The 16,720-nt window shown below is 62.0% G+C and carries 10 protein-coding genes; 4 read left to right on the top strand and 6 right to left on the bottom strand.

All coding sequences use genetic code 11. The features are described from left to right. Positions 1-82: 82 nt before the first annotated feature. On the bottom strand, positions 83-4,978 hold the full coding sequence (locus ACLD1Y_RS16055; RefSeq protein WP_429478859.1) for an alpha-2-macroglobulin: 4,896 nt from the start codon (positions 4,976-4,978) through the stop codon (positions 83-85). Between the two features lie 300 nt (positions 4,979-5,278). On the opposite strand from ACLD1Y_RS16055, the gene ACLD1Y_RS16050 reads away from it, so the two are divergent. Continuing rightward, on the top strand, positions 5,279-6,616 hold the full coding sequence (locus ACLD1Y_RS16050; protein WP_429478858.1) for an MATE family efflux transporter: 1,338 nt from the start codon (positions 5,279-5,281) through the stop codon (positions 6,614-6,616). On the opposite strand, the gene ACLD1Y_RS16045 is transcribed toward ACLD1Y_RS16050, so the two are convergent. From ACLD1Y_RS16045 to ACLD1Y_RS16025, 5 genes are all read right to left on the bottom strand, one after another. Beyond that, positions 6,561-7,454 carry an alpha/beta hydrolase gene (locus ACLD1Y_RS16045; RefSeq protein ID WP_429478857.1) on the bottom strand — a complete coding sequence of 298 codons (894 nt, stop codon included), beginning with the start codon at positions 7,452-7,454 and terminating at the stop codon, positions 6,561-6,563. The two genes, ACLD1Y_RS16050 and ACLD1Y_RS16045, sit on opposite strands and share 56 nt — an antisense overlap. Before the next feature lie 153 nt (positions 7,455-7,607). Beyond that, a complete protein-coding gene (gene speA / locus ACLD1Y_RS16040; RefSeq protein WP_429478856.1) occupies positions 7,608-9,521 on the bottom strand; it encodes an arginine decarboxylase in 1,914 nt (637 codons plus the stop codon). Between the two features lie 144 nt (positions 9,522-9,665). Further along, the gene (locus ACLD1Y_RS16035) at positions 9,666-10,037 is read right to left on the bottom strand and encodes a translation initiation factor Sui1 (protein ID WP_429478855.1); all 372 of its coding nucleotides are present in this window, start codon (positions 10,035-10,037) and stop codon (positions 9,666-9,668) included. A gap of 300 nt (positions 10,038-10,337) precedes the next feature. Next, positions 10,338-10,874 carry an NUDIX hydrolase gene (locus ACLD1Y_RS16030; protein ID WP_429478853.1) on the bottom strand — a complete coding sequence of 179 codons (537 nt, stop codon included), beginning with the start codon at positions 10,872-10,874 and terminating at the stop codon, positions 10,338-10,340. 2 nt (positions 10,875-10,876) lie between these two features. Further along, complete coding sequence (locus ACLD1Y_RS16025; RefSeq protein ID WP_429478852.1) at positions 10,877-11,944, bottom strand: DUF2333 family protein; 1,068 nt, start codon at positions 11,942-11,944, stop codon at positions 10,877-10,879. Between the two features lie 301 nt (positions 11,945-12,245). Here ACLD1Y_RS16025 and ACLD1Y_RS16020 point away from each other — a divergent pair, with 301 nt between their 5' ends. The 3 genes from ACLD1Y_RS16020 to aroQ all read left to right on the top strand — a co-directional run bounded on the left by ACLD1Y_RS16020 (position 12,246) and on the right by aroQ (position 16,703). Continuing rightward, entirely contained in the window at positions 12,246-13,916 is a 1,671-nt protein-coding gene (locus ACLD1Y_RS16020) for a diguanylate cyclase (protein ID WP_429478850.1), read from the top strand. A 53-nt stretch (positions 13,917-13,969) separates the two neighbouring features. After that, entirely contained in the window at positions 13,970-15,931 is a 1,962-nt protein-coding gene (locus ACLD1Y_RS16015; RefSeq protein WP_429478849.1) for a methyl-accepting chemotaxis protein, read from the top strand. A gap of 316 nt (positions 15,932-16,247) precedes the next feature. After that, positions 16,248-16,703, top strand: a complete 456-nt coding sequence (gene aroQ / locus ACLD1Y_RS16010) for a type II 3-dehydroquinate dehydratase (protein ID WP_056860456.1) — start codon at positions 16,248-16,250, stop codon at positions 16,701-16,703. The last annotated feature ends 17 nt before the right edge of the window (positions 16,704-16,720 follow it).

The raw sequence follows: 16,720 nt of genomic DNA, 5'->3' as shown, positions 1-16,720 counted from the left end.
TCAGTCAGCATTTCTGATACTGATACACCGCTTTCGCGAGCAAGCCCGCTCCCACATTTGGCCCGCATTTCAAATACTGATATCAGCGGCCTTTGATGACTAGGTCTGCCGGGATCTCACCCACCGCCTGCCAGTTCGGCCGATACATCGACTCCACCTGCGGCGGCGGCACCCGATACGTACCCGGTGTCACCGCACGCGCCAGGTACAGCAGGTGCGTGGTGCCATAGCCATCCAGGTTCAGCGCCGCCACGTAGCGGTCATCGCGGAATTCCTGGTGCTTGAGCGAGGCGTTTTGCATCGACTCACGCCATTCCTTCACTTGGCTGCTGGCGTTTTCCAGGCTCGCAGCGCTTTGCGCCAGGTTCTGGTTTTCCAGCTCAAGGCCGGCCGGCAGCAGGTCCACCACCAAGGCATCCGGCACGCGCTGCTTGGCGCTCACCGCCAGATGCACCAGCACCAGGTCGCCGCTGTTGAGGTTGCGCAAGTTCAACGGCTGGCCGTTCATGCCCAGGTATTCGCGGCGAATACTCAAGTTATCCCCACCGGATACCGGCGGCACTTGTGGATAACCCGAGATCGTCAGTTGCTGGTAAACCGGCGCCTCGCCCTGATTGCTCAGGCTGAGGTCGCCGGAGAGCAACTTGCCTTCCAGTTCCAGCGTTGACTGTTGGTTATTCAGTTCATGCACACCGCCACTGCCGTTGAGCGTCACTTGCCAGTTCGCATCCGGCTTGGCGAACCCCAGGCGCCCGGCCAGGAACAACGAATTACGCTCCTGGGTAGACAGGTACGGGCTGGCTGCCAACTGGTCCGACAAGGTAAACAAACGCTCCTCACGCTTGCCCTTGGCCAGATCGTTCTCTTCCAGCAAGGCCAGGATCATCGCTTGATCGCGCAACGGGCTGCCGTAGTCGGCCAGCCATTCATTGGCATTGCGCTGCGCCGCCAGGCCTGAGAGCAAGGCTTGATCGGCACGCGGCTGGTCGCCCATCTTCTGCAACGCAATGGCCAGTTGTACCAACGGCAACCCGGAGCGCGCATCGCTGCGGCGCTCGAAGACGCTGCGCAGCGCGCCCAACGGCGCCTGCTGGCTGCGCGCCAACACCATGCCCGCATAGGCCTGTACGGCGAAGCGGGTGTGGTCGGCGTTGTCGCTGTAATCGACTTCGATCAGGTTGCGTTCCTGCACATAGCGCAGCAGGCGCTCGCTGGCCTTTTTCAGGGCCTCAGGCGGCACCGCGAAACCCTGGTCGCGGGCGCGCAGCAGGAAGTCGGTGACGTAGGCCGTCAGCCAATATTCTTCCTCACCATCGGCGCCCCACAAACCAAAGCTGCCGTTGTAGCGCTGCATACCCAGCAAGCGCTCGATACCGATTTCGATCTTGCGCTTGCGCTCGGTATCCGACTCGCCCTTGATCGACAGGCGCTTGAGCAACGCGTCATCGGCATACAGCGACGGGTACAGGCCACTGGCGGTCTGCTCCAGGCAGCCGTAGGGGTAGGCCTTGAGTGCGCTGATCTGTGCTCCAAGGTTCAACGGCGGGCGGCTCGACAGGCTCAGCAGGGCTTCGCGCCCTGAAGCATCGAACTGATCCAGCGCACCCGCCGGCAGGCTCCAGGGCTGGTCTTTAAGTACGGCGCGGTACTGCTTGAGCAACGCCGGGTACGCCGGGCGCACGCCCAAGGTCCATTCACGGCTGAACGGCGGCAGGTTTTCACCCGGCAAGTCCAAGCCATTGACCGTAACCTTGACCTTGCCCTGCCCCAACCCTCCCCAGGCTTTGACCGGGATACGCAGGGTGGTGCGCTGGCCTTGTTTGAGTTCGACGGTTTGCACGGCGTTGCTGGCCAACTCCAACTGCCCTTCGGCGCTCAGTTGCACATCGAGTTTTTGCGCCTTGCCCGACAAGTTGGACAGGTCCAGCGCCAAGGTGGTCTGGTCACCACCGGCCAGGAAGCGCGGCGCCGACAGCTCGGCGATCAGCGGTGCGGCAATCACCGTCTTGGCCTCGGCCATGCCGTAGCGATCATCGCTCCAGGCCTGGGCCATCAGGCGCAGCTCGCCGTTGAAGTCCGGGATGTTGACGCTGACTTCGCCCTCGCCCTGCTCATTCAAGGTCACCGGCGCGCTTTGCAGGGCGACGATGGTTACGCTGGTGTCCGGGCGTTTGCCGCCCTTGGCCAACGCGGCATCGCCACCAAATGCCAGGCTGGCCAGGCGACCTTGGCCGGCTTCGATCAGTTGGCCGTAGATGTCGAACTGGTCCACGCCGTAGGCCTTGCGGCCGAACAGGCTGGAGTACGGGTCGGGCGTGGGGTATTCGGTGATATTCAGGATGCCGACGTCCACCGCGGCGACCAGCACATGCACCTGTTTAGGCACGCTGCCATCGGCATTCTTGGCGGCAACTTTCACCGTGAGCGGTTGTTTGGGGCGCATTTTTTCCGGCGCGGTGAGGGTCAGGCCGAGTTTGCGCTGGGTGCGGTCCAACGGCAGATGCAGCAGGCCCACCGCACGTTTGGGCGTGATATTGGCTTTGCGCTCGCCGGGTCGAATGACCAGGGCGCTCACGTACAAGTCATGGCGCGACCATTTCGGATCGAGTTTCACCGCAAAGCTTTTACCTTCAGCTGGCACATCGATTTCCTGCCACCACAACGGGCCTTCGGCGGACTCCACCAGCAGGTAGCCTTTACCGGCAGCGGGCGGCGTGACGGTGACGTTGGCGGTATCGCCATCGCCATACGCAGGTTTATCCAACGCCAGCTTGACCTGATCGGGGCGCACGGCGCCGCCTTCGGTGTTGTCCTGGGCCTGGTAACCGGCCCAGAAACGCAGGCTGCTGACCAGCCCGGTCTGTGGGTCTTCAACCTCCACGCGGTACGGGCCCCACTCCACCTGGAAGCTGACCTTGGCGGTGTCACCGGCCTTGATGTTCAGGGTCTGCTCATCAAGGTTGAGGAATTTCTCGTTGAAGTGGTAGCTCCAGCCATCACTCTCGGAGTAGTTCCAGTAATAGTCGCGGCGCTCACGCACCAGACGCACCTTGAGGTTCTGCGCGGCGAGTTTCTGCCCTTCCTGGTTGGCCAGCAGTACTTCGAACTCTGCCGGGCCATCCCCATTGGTTTCCTTGCCGTCAAACAGCCCGCGCAGGCCCGGCAGTTGCTCGGCCGGCCAGATCGGTTGCACCAGGCGCCGGGTGATCGGCCGCCCACCCGACTCTTGCAGGCTGGCTTGCACGATCAATTGCAGCGGCGACTTGGCATCGGCCCATTTGCTTTCCAGGGTCAGTTCTTCCTGGCCCTTGGCATCCAGGACGCTTTCGTCCAGCTCGAAATCCTGGCTCAGTTCTTCTTCGGTGACGGAGCCGAACTGGTAACCGGGCAAGGCTTTGACCGCCTCGCGCAGCGGCCGCACATAGACTTGGCCGCTGACCCGATTGCCCGATGCCGGCGCACCGTAGAGGTAGCGACCGTTGACCTGAATCACCGGGTTATCCGCCGGGCTCAGCGGCGTGTCGCTGCCCTTGAGTTCCAGGGCCAAACGCTCGGGCAGGAAGTCTTCGACGAGGAATTCATACAGCTGTGGCTTGCCATCGCCCAGGTCGAACACCAACTGCCAACGCCCGGTCGGTGCTTCGCCGGCCAGTTGCAGTTGATATTGATAGAGGCCGGAGGCGTCGGCATCCCATACGAACTTGCGGCTCACCTGCTCATCCGGGCGCCGCACTTCGACGCTCACCGGCTGGGGCTTGACGGCGTTGCCATCCTTGTCCCGCAGCAGGGCGTTGAGCAGCACGGTTTCGCCAGGGCGATACAGGTCGCGCGGGCCGAACACAAAGAACTGCAACGGGTGGGACGGTTGGCCGCCGATGTCGAACTCGGCCAGGTCCAGCGCGGCGCTGTCCAGGCGCAGCAGGCTGGTTTGCTCGCCTTGTTTGGCCAGCAGCACTTGGGCCTTCTTCGGCAACGGCAACTCGGCGTGGCCGCCCTTCTCGGTTTTGCCCTGGCCCACCACACGGCCATCGGCATCAAGCACTTCCAGATCGACCCCGTCCAGCGCCTTGCCGCCTTCCAGCGCCTGGGTGAACACATCCAGGCGATTGGCATAGCGGTGCACCGACAGGCCGATATCACTCAAGGTGAACAGCGTGGCCGGTTGGGAATAGTTGTAGGTGCCAGACGCGCGCATCACCGCCAGGTACACACCCGGCTGCTGCAATTGCTTGAGGCCGGCGATGGGCAGCAATAGGGTTTCGCGGGTGTTGCGCGCCGGGTTCAGGTCGAAGCGGCCGCCGTAGACCAGATCGGCCAGGGGCAGCAATTCGCGGGACTCATAACTTTGCAGGCTGGTGTTGCGCCCCCACTGCGCGAGGAATGTCGGCAGCGACTCGGGCTTGATGCGGAAGAATTCAACGTCGATCTTATCGACGTTCAGCGCGATCACCGGCAGGCCTTCGGCCAGACGCGTCGGCAGCAGGGTGCCACGGCTGGCGAAGCCGACGGTGGCTTGCAGGTCGCGGGTTTCCAGGCGGGCACTGTATTCGGCGGCGAGCGTGTTGTCGTTGACCGCCTTCACCCCGGCATCAACGGTGAGTACGAGTTTGCGCTGCGGCTCCAGGTGACGCAGGCGCAATTCCATTAGGTTGTCGGAGATTTCCCAGGCACCGTCGACCTTGCCGGACTTGCTGTCCACCAAATGGAGTTTGTCGGCGAACTTCTGGTCGGGGTCCAACGGGATGGAAAAGCTCACGGAGAGCGTGCTGGCCCCGTCGAGCTGCACTTCGGAGACGTCCACCACGCTTAACTCACGCCCGGCATAACGCTGCTTGAGCGCCGCCACATCCACCGCCGCCTTGGCCGGTTTTGGCGCTGTGGCCACGGTGGGCGCCGGGGGTGCCGCGGGTTTATCAGAGGAATCGCAGGCGCTCAGCAGGGCCAGCGCGCAGGCCAGGAACAGTCCTTTGTTAAGCATGTGTGCACTCGTGGTGAGGGGGGCCGAGGGGGTGAACTATATATCAGCCTGAGTGGGGCCGATGTGGTGCTGGTCACATTGACCGACGGAGGGTGGTTTGGTTCTGGATAGGACTGCAAGCCAAGCACAATCCCACAAACAATAAAGTTCAAAATGTGGGAGCGGGCTTGCTCGCGAAAGCGGTGGGTCAGCCGGCACATGCATTACTGACCCACCGCATTCGCGAGCAAGCCCGCTCCCACATTGGATCTGCGCCACGCCTGAGGCCCGGTTACAATGCCGCTCCCCCAAGGAGCCTCCATGACTGCCCTGCTCACCGACTGGCGCCACCGCCCCACCCACCACAAGGTCTGGGCATTAGCCGCGCCGATGATTTTGTCGAACATCTCGGTGCCGTTGGTGGCGCTGGTAGACAGCATGGTCATCGGCCACCTGCCCCACGCCCATCAGTTGGGCGCCGTGGCGGTGGGCGCCAGCCTGTATACCTTTTTGGCCTGGGCCATGGGCTTTCTGCGCATGGGCACCACCGGGTTTGCGGCTCAGGCGGCCGGCCGCAATGATGGGGCGGCGCTACGGCAAATCCTATTGCAAGGGTTGCTCTTGGCGCTGGGGCTGGCACTGCTGCTGGGCACGATCGGCATTCCGTTCAGCCACCTGGCGCTGGAGTGGATGCAGCCTTCAGCCGAACTCAATCAGCTGACTCAGGATTTTTTCCACTCCCGCCTGTTCGGCCTACCCGCCGCCCTGGCCAGCTATGCGCTGGTGGGCTGGTTCCTCGGCACGCAAAACGCCCGGGCGCCGCTGGCGATTTTGCTGACCACCAACCTGGTGAACATCGCGCTGAATCTGTGGTTCGTACTCGGCCTGGATTGGGGTGTGGTCGGCTCCGCGCGCGCCTCGGTGATCGCCGAATGGACCGGCGCCCTGCTGGGTCTGGCCCTCACGCAAAAAGCCCTGCGCGCCTACCCCGGTCATATCGCCTGGGCCGCGCTGAAGCTGTGGCACAGCTGGCGCCCGCTACTGGCGGTGAACCGCGACATCTTTATCCGCAGCCTGGCGCTGCAATCGGTGTTTTTCATGATCACCGTGCAGGGCGCGCGCCTGGGGGATGCGACCGTGGCGGCCAATGCGCTGTTGCTCAACGGTTTGCTGCTGACCGCCCACGCGCTGGACGGTTTGGCCCACGCGGTAGAAGCCCTGTGCGGCCACGCCATCGGCGCCCACGACCGCCACGCCTTACGTCGCTCGCTGGTGGTGGCCGGTGGTTGGTCGCTGATCGCAAGCATTGGGTTTGCCCTGCTGTTCACGCTCGCCGGGCACCTGTTTATCGCCATGCAGACCGATATCCCCAGCGTGCGCGAAACTGCTGACATCTACCTGCCGTATCTGGCAGTGCTGCCATTGATTGCGGTGTGGAGCTACTTGCTCGACGGCCTGTTCATCGGCGCCACCCGCGCCCGGGAAATGCGCAACGGCATGCTGCTGACCCTGTTGCTGACACTGCCCATCGCCTGGGCGCTGCAAAGCCTAGGCAACCACGGGCTGTGGATCACCTTTTTGCTGTTCATGGCGCTGCGCAGCCTCACTTTGTGGGCGATTGCCTGGCGCTTGAACCGGCAGGACCAGTGGCTTGGATAAACGCGGTCACACGGTCCAAGACCGGCGCTAGCCAGCGTAGGGGTTTAGACATGGCCGCCACCAGCGTCTGGTGGTTGGTCTTGCCGAAGTAAAACTCTTGCACCGGCACACCCGCGCCTCGCAGCTTCTCAGCCAGCCCGCCGGTGTTGCGCGTCGGGTTGACCAGGTTGTCGTCTGTCGACGCGATTAACAAACTCGGCGGCGCGCCTGCACTCACATGGTTGATCGGCTGGGACTCAGGCGGCGAATCAGGGAAAAAAAACACCGGCCGCACGTCGCGGTTTTCAATCGGCAGGAAGTCATAAGGCCCGGCCAGGCCGATCCAACCTTTGAAGATTGATGGCGACAAGCCCACTGCATTCAGCCAACGCGCATCCAGCGCCAGCATCGAGGCGTTGTAGGCGCCGGAGCTGTGGCCCATCACATACAGTTGCTTGGGGTCGGCGCCGTAGTCGGCGATGTGTTGGTACGTCCAGGCCACGGCTTGGGCGCCGTCCTGGAGAAAGGCGGGGTAGCGTACTTGGGGGTACAGGCGGTAGTCGGCGATGACCACGACGATGCCGCGTGAGGCCAGGGCTTCGCCGACGAAACCGTAGTCGTCCTTGGAGCCTGAGTTCCAGCTGCCGCCGTAAAAAAACACCACCACGGGGGCGTTGGCAATCGCCGGGACAGGTCGGTAGATATCGAGCTGTTGCCGGGGATCAGTGCCGTAGGCGATGGCGGATGTTTTGGTGAAGGTGCTGGAGGGGGTAAGTGCGTTGAGCACTTTGATGGGTGAGCAGGCCGCGAGGAATGCGGTGAGTGCCAGGGTGAAGGCTTGCAGGAGTTTGCTCGACATCGTTCAGACCTTGCGAAGACTTACCACCAAACAAGGATCCAAATGTGGGAGCGGGCTTGCTCGCGAAAGCGGTGGGTCAGTTAACACATGTGTGACTGATGTACCGCATTCGCGAGCAAGCCCGCTCCCACATTGGATTACCGTCAGCTCAGATTATGAGGACAAGTACGAAGACCGCGTCAGCCCCAGACGCAACGCATCCAGGAACTGGGTACGCTCCGCCGCACTGATTTTCGCGCTCGCACACTTGTCGCGGTAGTGGGTCATCAACTCCTCCGGCGACAAGTGCACATAGCGCAGCATGTCTTCGATGGTGTCGTGGGTCTCGATACCGGCGCTGTACACCGAGCCGTCTTCACGCTGGTAGATGTTCACCGAGTCGGTGTCGCCGAACAGGTTGTGCATGTCGCCGAGGATTTCCTGGTAGGCGCCCACCAGGAAGATCCCCAGCAAGTAGTCTTCGCCTTCGTTCAAGGCGTGCACCGGCAGGCTGGTCTCGATGGACTGCTCGTCGACGTACTGCTTGATCTTACCGTCGGAGTCGCAGGTCAGGTCTTGCAGCACGGCACGGCGCAGCGGTTCTTCGTCGAGGCGATGCAGCGGCAAAATCGGCAATACCTGGCCGATGGCCCAGGTGTCCGGCAGGCTTTGGAATACCGAGAAGTTGCAGATGTACTTGTCGGCCAGCTTGTCGTTGAGTTCGTCCAGCACCTGGCGGTGCGAGCGTTGGCGGGCTTTCAACGAGTTGTGCAGGCGGCGGCACACGGCGAAGTAGCACTGTTCGGCCAGGGCTTTTTCCGCCAGGGTCAGCTTGCCATCGGCGTACTGGGTGGCCACGTCGCTCATGTAGTGCGTGGCGCGCCAGTAGGTTTCGGTGACCATCTCGATGTCGGTCGGGCCTAGCAGGTCCACCAGCCATTGCACGGTTTCGGGCAGGCTTTCCTTGTTTTCGATCACTGGGATTTCGTCGTTGTGTTTCTCGACGTCAGTGACCTGCACCACCAGCATGGCGTGGTGAGCGGTGAGCGAGCGGCCGCTTTCGGAGAAGATGTTCGGGTGCGGCAGGCTCTGCGCGTCGCAGAATTCCTTGAGCATGCCCACCACCACGCCGGCATAGTCGTCCATGTCGTAGTTGATGGAGCTGGCGTTACGCGAGTGGGTACCGTCGTAGTCCACGCCCAGGCCGCCGCCCACGTCGATGTGGTCAACCGGCAGGCCGAGGTTGCGCAGTTCGCCGTAGTAACGAATGGCTTCCTTGAAACCGTGCTGGTAGTCCGCCAGGTTGGCGATCTGCGAGCCCATGTGGAAGTGCAGCAGGCGGATGCCCTGGTCCAGGCCAGCGGCGCGGAAGCGCTCGACCACCGACAGCAGTTGCGCTGCCGACAGGCCGAACTTGGATTTTTCGCCGCCGGTGTCCGCCCACTTGCTCGACGCCAGCGACGACAAACGCACGCGCAGGCCGACCTGTGGCTTGACCTTGAGGCTGGCAGCCTCTTCGATCACCAGTTCCACTTCGGATTCTTTCTCGATCACGATGAACACGTTGTGGCCGAGCTTCTGGCCCATCAGCGCCAGGCGGATGAACTCACGGTCCTTGTAACCGTTGCAGACGATGGTGCCGCCCTTCGGCGCCAGGGCCAGCACAGCCAGCAGCTCAGGCTTGGAGCCGGCTTCCAGGCCAATGGAGACGTTCTGGGTGGCGATGATGTTCTCGATCACCGCTTCCTGCTGGTTCACTTTGATCGGGTACAGCGCGGTGTACTTGCTCTGGTATTCCAGGCGCTCGATGTTCGCATCGAAGGCGCCGGTCAGCTGGCGTACACGGTCTTGCAGGATGTCAGGGAAGCGCACTAGCAATGGCAAGGACAGGCCGCTTTTACGCAGCTCGTCAACTTGCTCGTACAGATCGACGGGCGTGCTGTTCGGGCCGTTCGGACGGACTTCTACGCGACCGGCTTCATTGATCGCGAAATACCCGGCCCCCCAATGGCGAATCCCGTAAACACTGCGGCTGTCCGCAACTGTCCATTGGCTGCCATCGTCTTTGCGTGTGCGTCGTACGGACATCGAAGTCCCCTATAGATGAAGTCGAAAACACCGCCCCCTATCAGAGGCTGGCGCAGTCTAAAGAATGAAAATGACGATTTGCCTGCGTGCAAGGTAGGACCCCACGCGCAGGACAGAGTTTAGACACAGGTCGGAAACGGGCTTTCAGCCGCCGGACTTCTTGGCCTTGTACCCAAGCTTGATCAGCTCGGCCAACAGCAACTCGACGTGATCACCCTGGATCTCGATAACCCCGTCTTTCAACGCGCCACCAGTACCACAGCGCTTTTTCAGCGTGGTGGCCAGCGCCTTCAGGGCCTCTTCGGCCAACGGCAAGCCGGTGATGGTGGTCACCGTCTTGCCGCCACGGCCTTTGCTCTCGCGTCGCACGCGGGCAATGCCGTCGCCTTCAGGGATCAGGGTCTGTTTGCAGGTACACGAATCCACGGGCTGACGACAGTCCGGGCAGTGTCGACCTGCGTCGGTGGAAAATACCAGGCCACCAAGGGCGGCGAAGGATGCGGCTTTTTTGGCCACCGGCAATCCTCTTGGGAGGACAAAGACAGATCGGTACCCGCAACGGGACTACCGACCGCGAAGCCCCACTCAGGCAGGGGCAGCGCTACCGAACCGTCATGCCCCTCGTTGTAGGAGCGAGCTTGCTCGCGAAGATCGTCAACGATGACGCGGGCATTCAGGATGACCGCGGCGCTCTTGAGCTTTTCGCGAGCAAGCTCGCTCCTACAGTAAAGACAGGGCGGCTCGGGTGAAAAGTCGCGCAGTGTAACGGCAAAAAGCCGACTTGCTAAGGGCCTAATCGCGCCAATTTATGCAGCTTTAGCGACGTGAGGCCAGATAACGGCGCAAGCCCTCTTGGGCGTCCGGGCAGTAGGGCTTTTGTTCAGCTTCCTGTAGGACATTTTCGACAGACAGAAAGCGCGCCTCCATGACCTCTTCGGGCTGCAAACGCAGGGGCCCGTCCCACACCGCAGAGTAGGACGTGCACCAAAGCCGGCTGTCGCCGTCCTCGAAGTAGAAATGATCATGCTCAACCAACGCCACGCCGCCCACGCCGAGTTCTTCCTCCAACTCGCGGGCAGCCGAATCGGCATAACTCTCCCCCGCCGCCACCATGCCACCGGCCGCCGTGTCCCAGAAACCGGGGTACATGGCTTTGCTCAGGGTGCGCCGATGTACACACAGCTCGCCCTTGGAGTTGAACAGGAAGATAAAGGTGCAACGGCCGATCAGGCCGCGCTGGCGCAGGTCAGACCTGACCAGGGCGCCGAGCAGGTTGTCCTGCTCGTCGACCCAGCAGATCAGTTCGGCATCGGAGGCCGCACGGTGAGCGGCCTCCTTTTGAGTGGCATCCATCATCAACCCTGGTTGAGGAGCTGACGCAAGTCGATCACGGCCGCGTTGGCCCGGGAAATGTAGTTGGCCATCACCAGCGAATGGTTGGCCAGCACGCCAAAGCCGCTGCCGTTGAGGATCATCGGACTCCACACCGGCTCTTGCGAGGCTTCCAGCTCACGGATGATCTGGCGCACGCTGACCGTGGCGTTCTTCTTGGCCAGTACATCGGCAAAGTCCACTTCAATGGCACGCAACAGGTGGGACAACGCCCACGCCTGGCCACGGGCTTCGTAGAACACGTTGTCGATCTGCATCCATGGGGTTTCCACCACTTCTTCATCGACCTGTGGCACTTCACCCGGCGCCAGAGCTTCGGTTTTCAGTGCGGTGTTGAGCTTGACCCGACCCACGCTGGCCGACAGGCGTTGCGACAGCGAACCCAAGCGGGTCGCCACATCGCCCAACCAGTTGTTGAGGTTGTCGGCACGGGCATAGAACAGCGCGCCGCGCTGATTCGGGTCGGACAGGCGTGCTTCATAGCGGCTCAGGGAGTTGATGCCTTCCTGGTATTCCGACTCGCTGGACGGCAGCACCCAGCTCTTGTTGTCGAAGTTGAAACGCGGCTCAGCCTTGGCCAAATCCGCATCTTCCGCCGACTGCGACTGGGAACGGGCGAAGTCTTTGCGCAGCGCGCGGGTCAGGTCACGCACCTGCACCAACACGCCGTATTCCCAGCTCGGCATGTTGTCCATCCACAGGCCCGGCGGGAAGCGGTCGTTGGAAATGTAACCACCGGGTTTGTTCAGCAAAGTGCCGACCACGGTTTTGAGGGTTTCGACGGTGGTGAAGCCCACCACCATCTGCTTGCCGTCTTTCTCGGCGGCGATCTGCGCATTCTGCTGGACCGGAAACAGCGCCGGTTCTTCGCTCCAATACCAACCCAGGGCACCGGTGACTACCAGGTACAGGCCCACCAGGCTAAGCAAGGCTTTGCTCATCAGCAGGCTGCGAACGTAGCTGCGGTTGGCCGACTTGGGCTCAGGGGCGGGGCCTTTGGCACTGCCTGCACGGTTTTTCCAGTCCAGCATGGCGATATCCTTTCAATCACTTGAGTTCATGCACTTGAATTGATGGCGTGCGTTCAAACACTCCGACCACAACCCTACCCCATCGTGCCGCCGGTGCGGGGGCTTTTATAACGAAACTGGCACGACGGCGAGGTTGGACTATAAAGGATGCACGTTTTTTCCGCTGCGCGACCATCGAGTCAATAACTGAATCGCTCAGAGATGCAGTTTATTGACGTACGACACTCATCCTATAGAAAAGAGGTGCTAGCATAGAGCCATCAGTTCGACCTCAGCATGCACCCTAACTAGTAGTCAGGATATGACCGAGCCAGAAGACCCCAGCCGTGAGCGTCTCAAGCACCATTTTGCCCAGCGGGTAATTCATCAGGCACGTCAAATTCTTGAGATCTGGCAACGCCTGCAACGCAGTGAATGGTCCACCGCCGACCTCTCAGAACTCAGCGAAGCGAACCTGCGCCTGCTGCGTTTTGCCGAGCGCTTCGAACAGCCGGAGCACGGCCAGTTGGCGCGGCATATCGGCGAATCGCTCAAGCTGGTGGACGAAAACCGTGGCCGCCTCAGCAGCCAGCTGATCACCGAACTCAACCGCTTGATGCAGCGCCTGTCCCGCACCGGCCTGCGCCAGGGCGACCAGTTGGAACAAACCTTCCTGCCGCCGATGCGCAAGCCGATCTACGTGATGCTGGCCGATCACGACCGCGCCGAACGCCTGGCCAAGCAGCTGGAATTTTTTGGCATGAGCGCCCAGCACCTGGACAGCGTCGCGGCGTTTCGCGCCTCCATGGCCGAGCGCTTGCCGTCGGCCATTGTGATGGACGTGGATTTTTGCGGCGCAGGCCTGGGCCTCAAGCTCGCCGCCGAAGCTCAGGAAGGCCTGGAGCAGAAGCTGCCGCTGCTGTTTTTCAGCCTGCATGAAACCGACACCCCGACCCGCCTGGCCGCCGTACGCGCCGGCGGCCAGGAATTTCTTACCGGTACGCTGGAAGCTTCCAGCCTGCTGGAAAAGATCGAAGTACTGACCTGCGTCGCCCAGTACGAACCCTACAAAGTGCTGATCATCGACGATTCCCGGGCCCAGGCGCTGCACACCGAGCGCCTGCTCAACAGTGCCGGCATCGTCACGCGCACCTTGATCGAGCCGATCCAGGCTATGGCCGAGCTGGCAGACTTCCAGCCCGACCTGATCATCCTCGACATGTATATGCCGGCCTGTACCGGTACCGAACTGGCCAAAGTGATCCGCCACAACGACCGCTACGTCAGCGTGCCGATCATCTACCTGTCGGCCGAAGACGACCTGGACAAGCAACTGGACGCCATGAGCGAAGGCGGCGACGACTTCCTCACCAAGCCGATCAAGCCACGCCACCTGATCACCACCGTGCGCAACCGCGCCGCCCGTGCCCGCCATCTCAAGGCGCGGATGGTGCGCGACAGCCTGACCGGCCTGTACAACCACACCCACATCCTGCAATTGCTCGAAGACTGCAGCTTCCGCGCCCGCCGCGAGAACAAGCCGTTGAGCTTTGCCATGCTCGACATCGACCACTTCAAGCGGGTCAACGACAGCCACGGCCACCCCATGGGCGACCGCGTGATCAAGAGCCTGGCGCTGTTTCTCAAGCAGCGTTTGCGCAAGACCGACTACATCGGACGCTACGGCGGTGAAGAGTTCGCCATCGTGATGCCCGACACCGACCTGGAATCGGCCTGCAAAGTGCTGGATGAGATTCGCGGGCGTTTTGCCGAAATCCACTACCCCGCTCAACCTCAGGACCTGTGGTGCACCTTCAGCGCAGGCTTGGTGGAGCTGTGCGACGGTTCCGACAGCCTGATGATGGCGGCCCAGGCCGACGAGGCGCTGTACCGTGCCAAGGACGCTGGACGCAACCGCGTGCAGGCCTCGCGCGCATCAAAGCAAAGTGCCACCTTTTCACCGGAATCCACTGATTCCGTCATAACCCTGTAACGAAAACGCAATAACTTCAGGCACTTATCTTTTGCTGTCGGTTGAAACCACGCATGCGCCTGAAGCTGCTGACCAATCTCAACACCCTTCTTCTGGTGGCCGTGTGCCTGGCGCTGGGGGCGACACTCTGGTGGTCGCAACGCGCACTGGAGCGTCCGTATTTGCTGATGGAGCGCTACCTGGGCCTGTCGCAAACCTTCCAGAACCAGGCCGCGCGCAATATCGATGACTACCTGGCCAGCGGCGACGCCCTGCGGCTGAGCAGTGCCAGCCAAAGCCTGGAAAGCCTGCTGCAACACCTGGACGAGCTGCCCGCCGACCTGGCGCAAAACCTGCGCCCGAGCCTGGTGGACCTGGATGGGTTCAGCAAGACCGACCTGCTGGCCGCCGGCAAACTGGCCGGTGACCCGCAAGCCCTGCTGTTGCAGGCCGAGCGCGAGTTGGGCGCAAACCTGGAGCAGTTGAGCCAGTACGCCATCGGCGTTAACACGCCGCAAGCCGCGCAATACCTGCCACCCTTGCTCGCCGCCGCCCAACACCTGGGCAAACTGTCCCTGGCCCGCGACAAGCTGGTGAGCAGCGGGCGTGCGGAACTGGCCGATGATGTGGAACGCGAACTGGGCAGCATCCGCAGCCAGGCCGACCTGCTGGCGCAACTGCCGCTGTTAGGGGTAAAGGCCAGCGCCGAGTCCAGCGCCGATGACTTCTCCGCCCTGATGGGCCTGGAAAACAGCGAAAAAACCGAAGCCCAGGACACCGGCGTCGACCTCAAGCGCGAACTCAACAGCCTGCTCACCCGCTACCCCGCCGAACTCAAGCGCACCCGCGAACAGATCCAGCAGCGCGCCGACCTGGGCAACGCTACCCACCTGAAAATCAACGCCGTGCAGCAAGCCATCGCCGGTCTTGAGCCCGTGGTGCGCGCCCAGCACGGCAAGATCCAGGGCGAGGTGCGCCTGATGCAAGGGGTGATGATCGGCCTGATTCTGCTGATCGCGCTGTTGATCGACACCCTGCAACGCCGCCTGGCGCGGGTGCTGACCAACCTGGCACCGGCCTTGTCGATCTGGGCCGAAGGCGACTTCAGCCAGCCGATCGCCCTGGGCAAGACCAACCGCGAACTGCACGATATCGAAGCCTCGCTGAACCGCCTGCGCGCCTACTTGGTGGACTTGGTTGGGACCATTCGCGGCAACGCCGAGGAAGTCGCCGGCAGTAGCCGCGCATTGGCCGAACTTAGCAGCGGCCTGCACGACGGTGCCGAGCGCCAGGCTGGAGACACCGCACAGATCCGCGATTCGCTGGGTGAACTGGAAGCCACCATTCAACAAGTGGCCGGCGATGCCAGCCAGGCCGCTGGTGCCAGCCGCAGTGCCGGTGACGCCGTGGAACAAGGCCAGCGCGTGATCGGCCTGAGCCTCACCGGGCTGCATGCATTAGTGGGCGAAGTGCAGCAAAACGCACAGATGATCGAAAAACTCGCCGAAGAATCCGCCACCATCGGCGGCGTGCTCACCGTGATCCGCTCGATTGCCGACCAGACCAACCTGCTGGCCCTCAACGCCGCCATCGAAGCTGCCCGCGCCGGTGAAGCCGGGCGTGGTTTTGCCGTGGTGGCCGACGAAGTGCGCTCCCTGGCCCAGCGCACGGCGGGCGCCACCGCCGAGATCCAGACCCTGATCGCCGGCCTGCAAACCGCTGCGCATCAATCGGTGCAAGGCATGCGCGCCCAGGTCGAACACGCCGAAGCCACCGCCCAGCAAGCCCAGGCGGCCGACGGCGCACTGGATGAAATCGTCGGTGCGATCCAGACCATTTCCGACACCGCCGTGCGGATTGCCGATGTGACGGCGCAGCAGAGTGGTGCTGTCAGTGAGATTCGTGACAACAGCGAGCGGATTCATCGGCTGGGTGAGGACAATTTGCTGCGTATTGGCCAAGGGCGAAGCCAGGGTGAGCATCTGTTGGTGCTGGGTGGGCAGCTCAACACGGCTGTCCAGGCCTTCCGCGTCTAACCCGGTCTCTCACCCAATGAAGATTGGAAATCATGTGGAGATCAAAAATGCGGGAGCGGGCTTGCTCGCGAATGCGGTGTGTCAGTCAACACATCCATCACTGACACTCCGCATTCGCGAGCAAGCCCGCTCCCACATTTGATCTCCATTGGATTAAAGACCGTGTTGCCAATGACCAGATCCAACGGGTTAGTCACAAATTTTGCGCTATCCTCGCTAATCGTGCTGCCTACTGCATAGAACTGGACAGTCACAAAGGCTTTGCGGCATAGTCGCCGGGTTCTGCCGTACCCACTTCAACAACAAGGAACAGCCGATGGCGACCTTTCTGGTTCTACACGGACCCAACCTGAACCTGCTCGGCACCCGTGAACCGGGCGTCTACGGGGCAGTCACCCTGGAACAGATCAACCTCGATCTGGAACGCAGGGCCCGTGAAGCCGGCCACCATCTGCTCTACCTGCAAAGCAATGCCGAGTACGAATTGATTGATCGCATCCATGCCGCGCGCGGCGAAGGCGTGGACTTTATCTTGATCAATCCCGCCGCTTTTACGCATACAAGCGTTGCATTACGTGACGCGCTGCTGGCGGTGAGCATCCCATTCATCGAAGTGCATTTGTCGAACGTGCACAAACGCGAAGCTTTCCGCCATCACTCTTACTTCTCCGACGTAGCGGTAGGTGTGATCTGCGGCCTTGGCGCCAGCGGTTACCGACTGGCCCTGGAGGCCGCCCTGGAACAACTTGAACAACCGGCCAAGCGCCCCTGACCGACCCTTGGGAGTTG

The sequence above is a fragment of the Pseudomonas sp. 18175 genome (assembly GCF_050432925.1).
Classification (GTDB): domain Bacteria; phylum Pseudomonadota; class Gammaproteobacteria; order Pseudomonadales; family Pseudomonadaceae; genus Aquipseudomonas.
The sequence above is the reverse complement of the archived record's forward strand: the minus strand, read 5'-3'. Positions and strand labels throughout refer to the sequence as shown.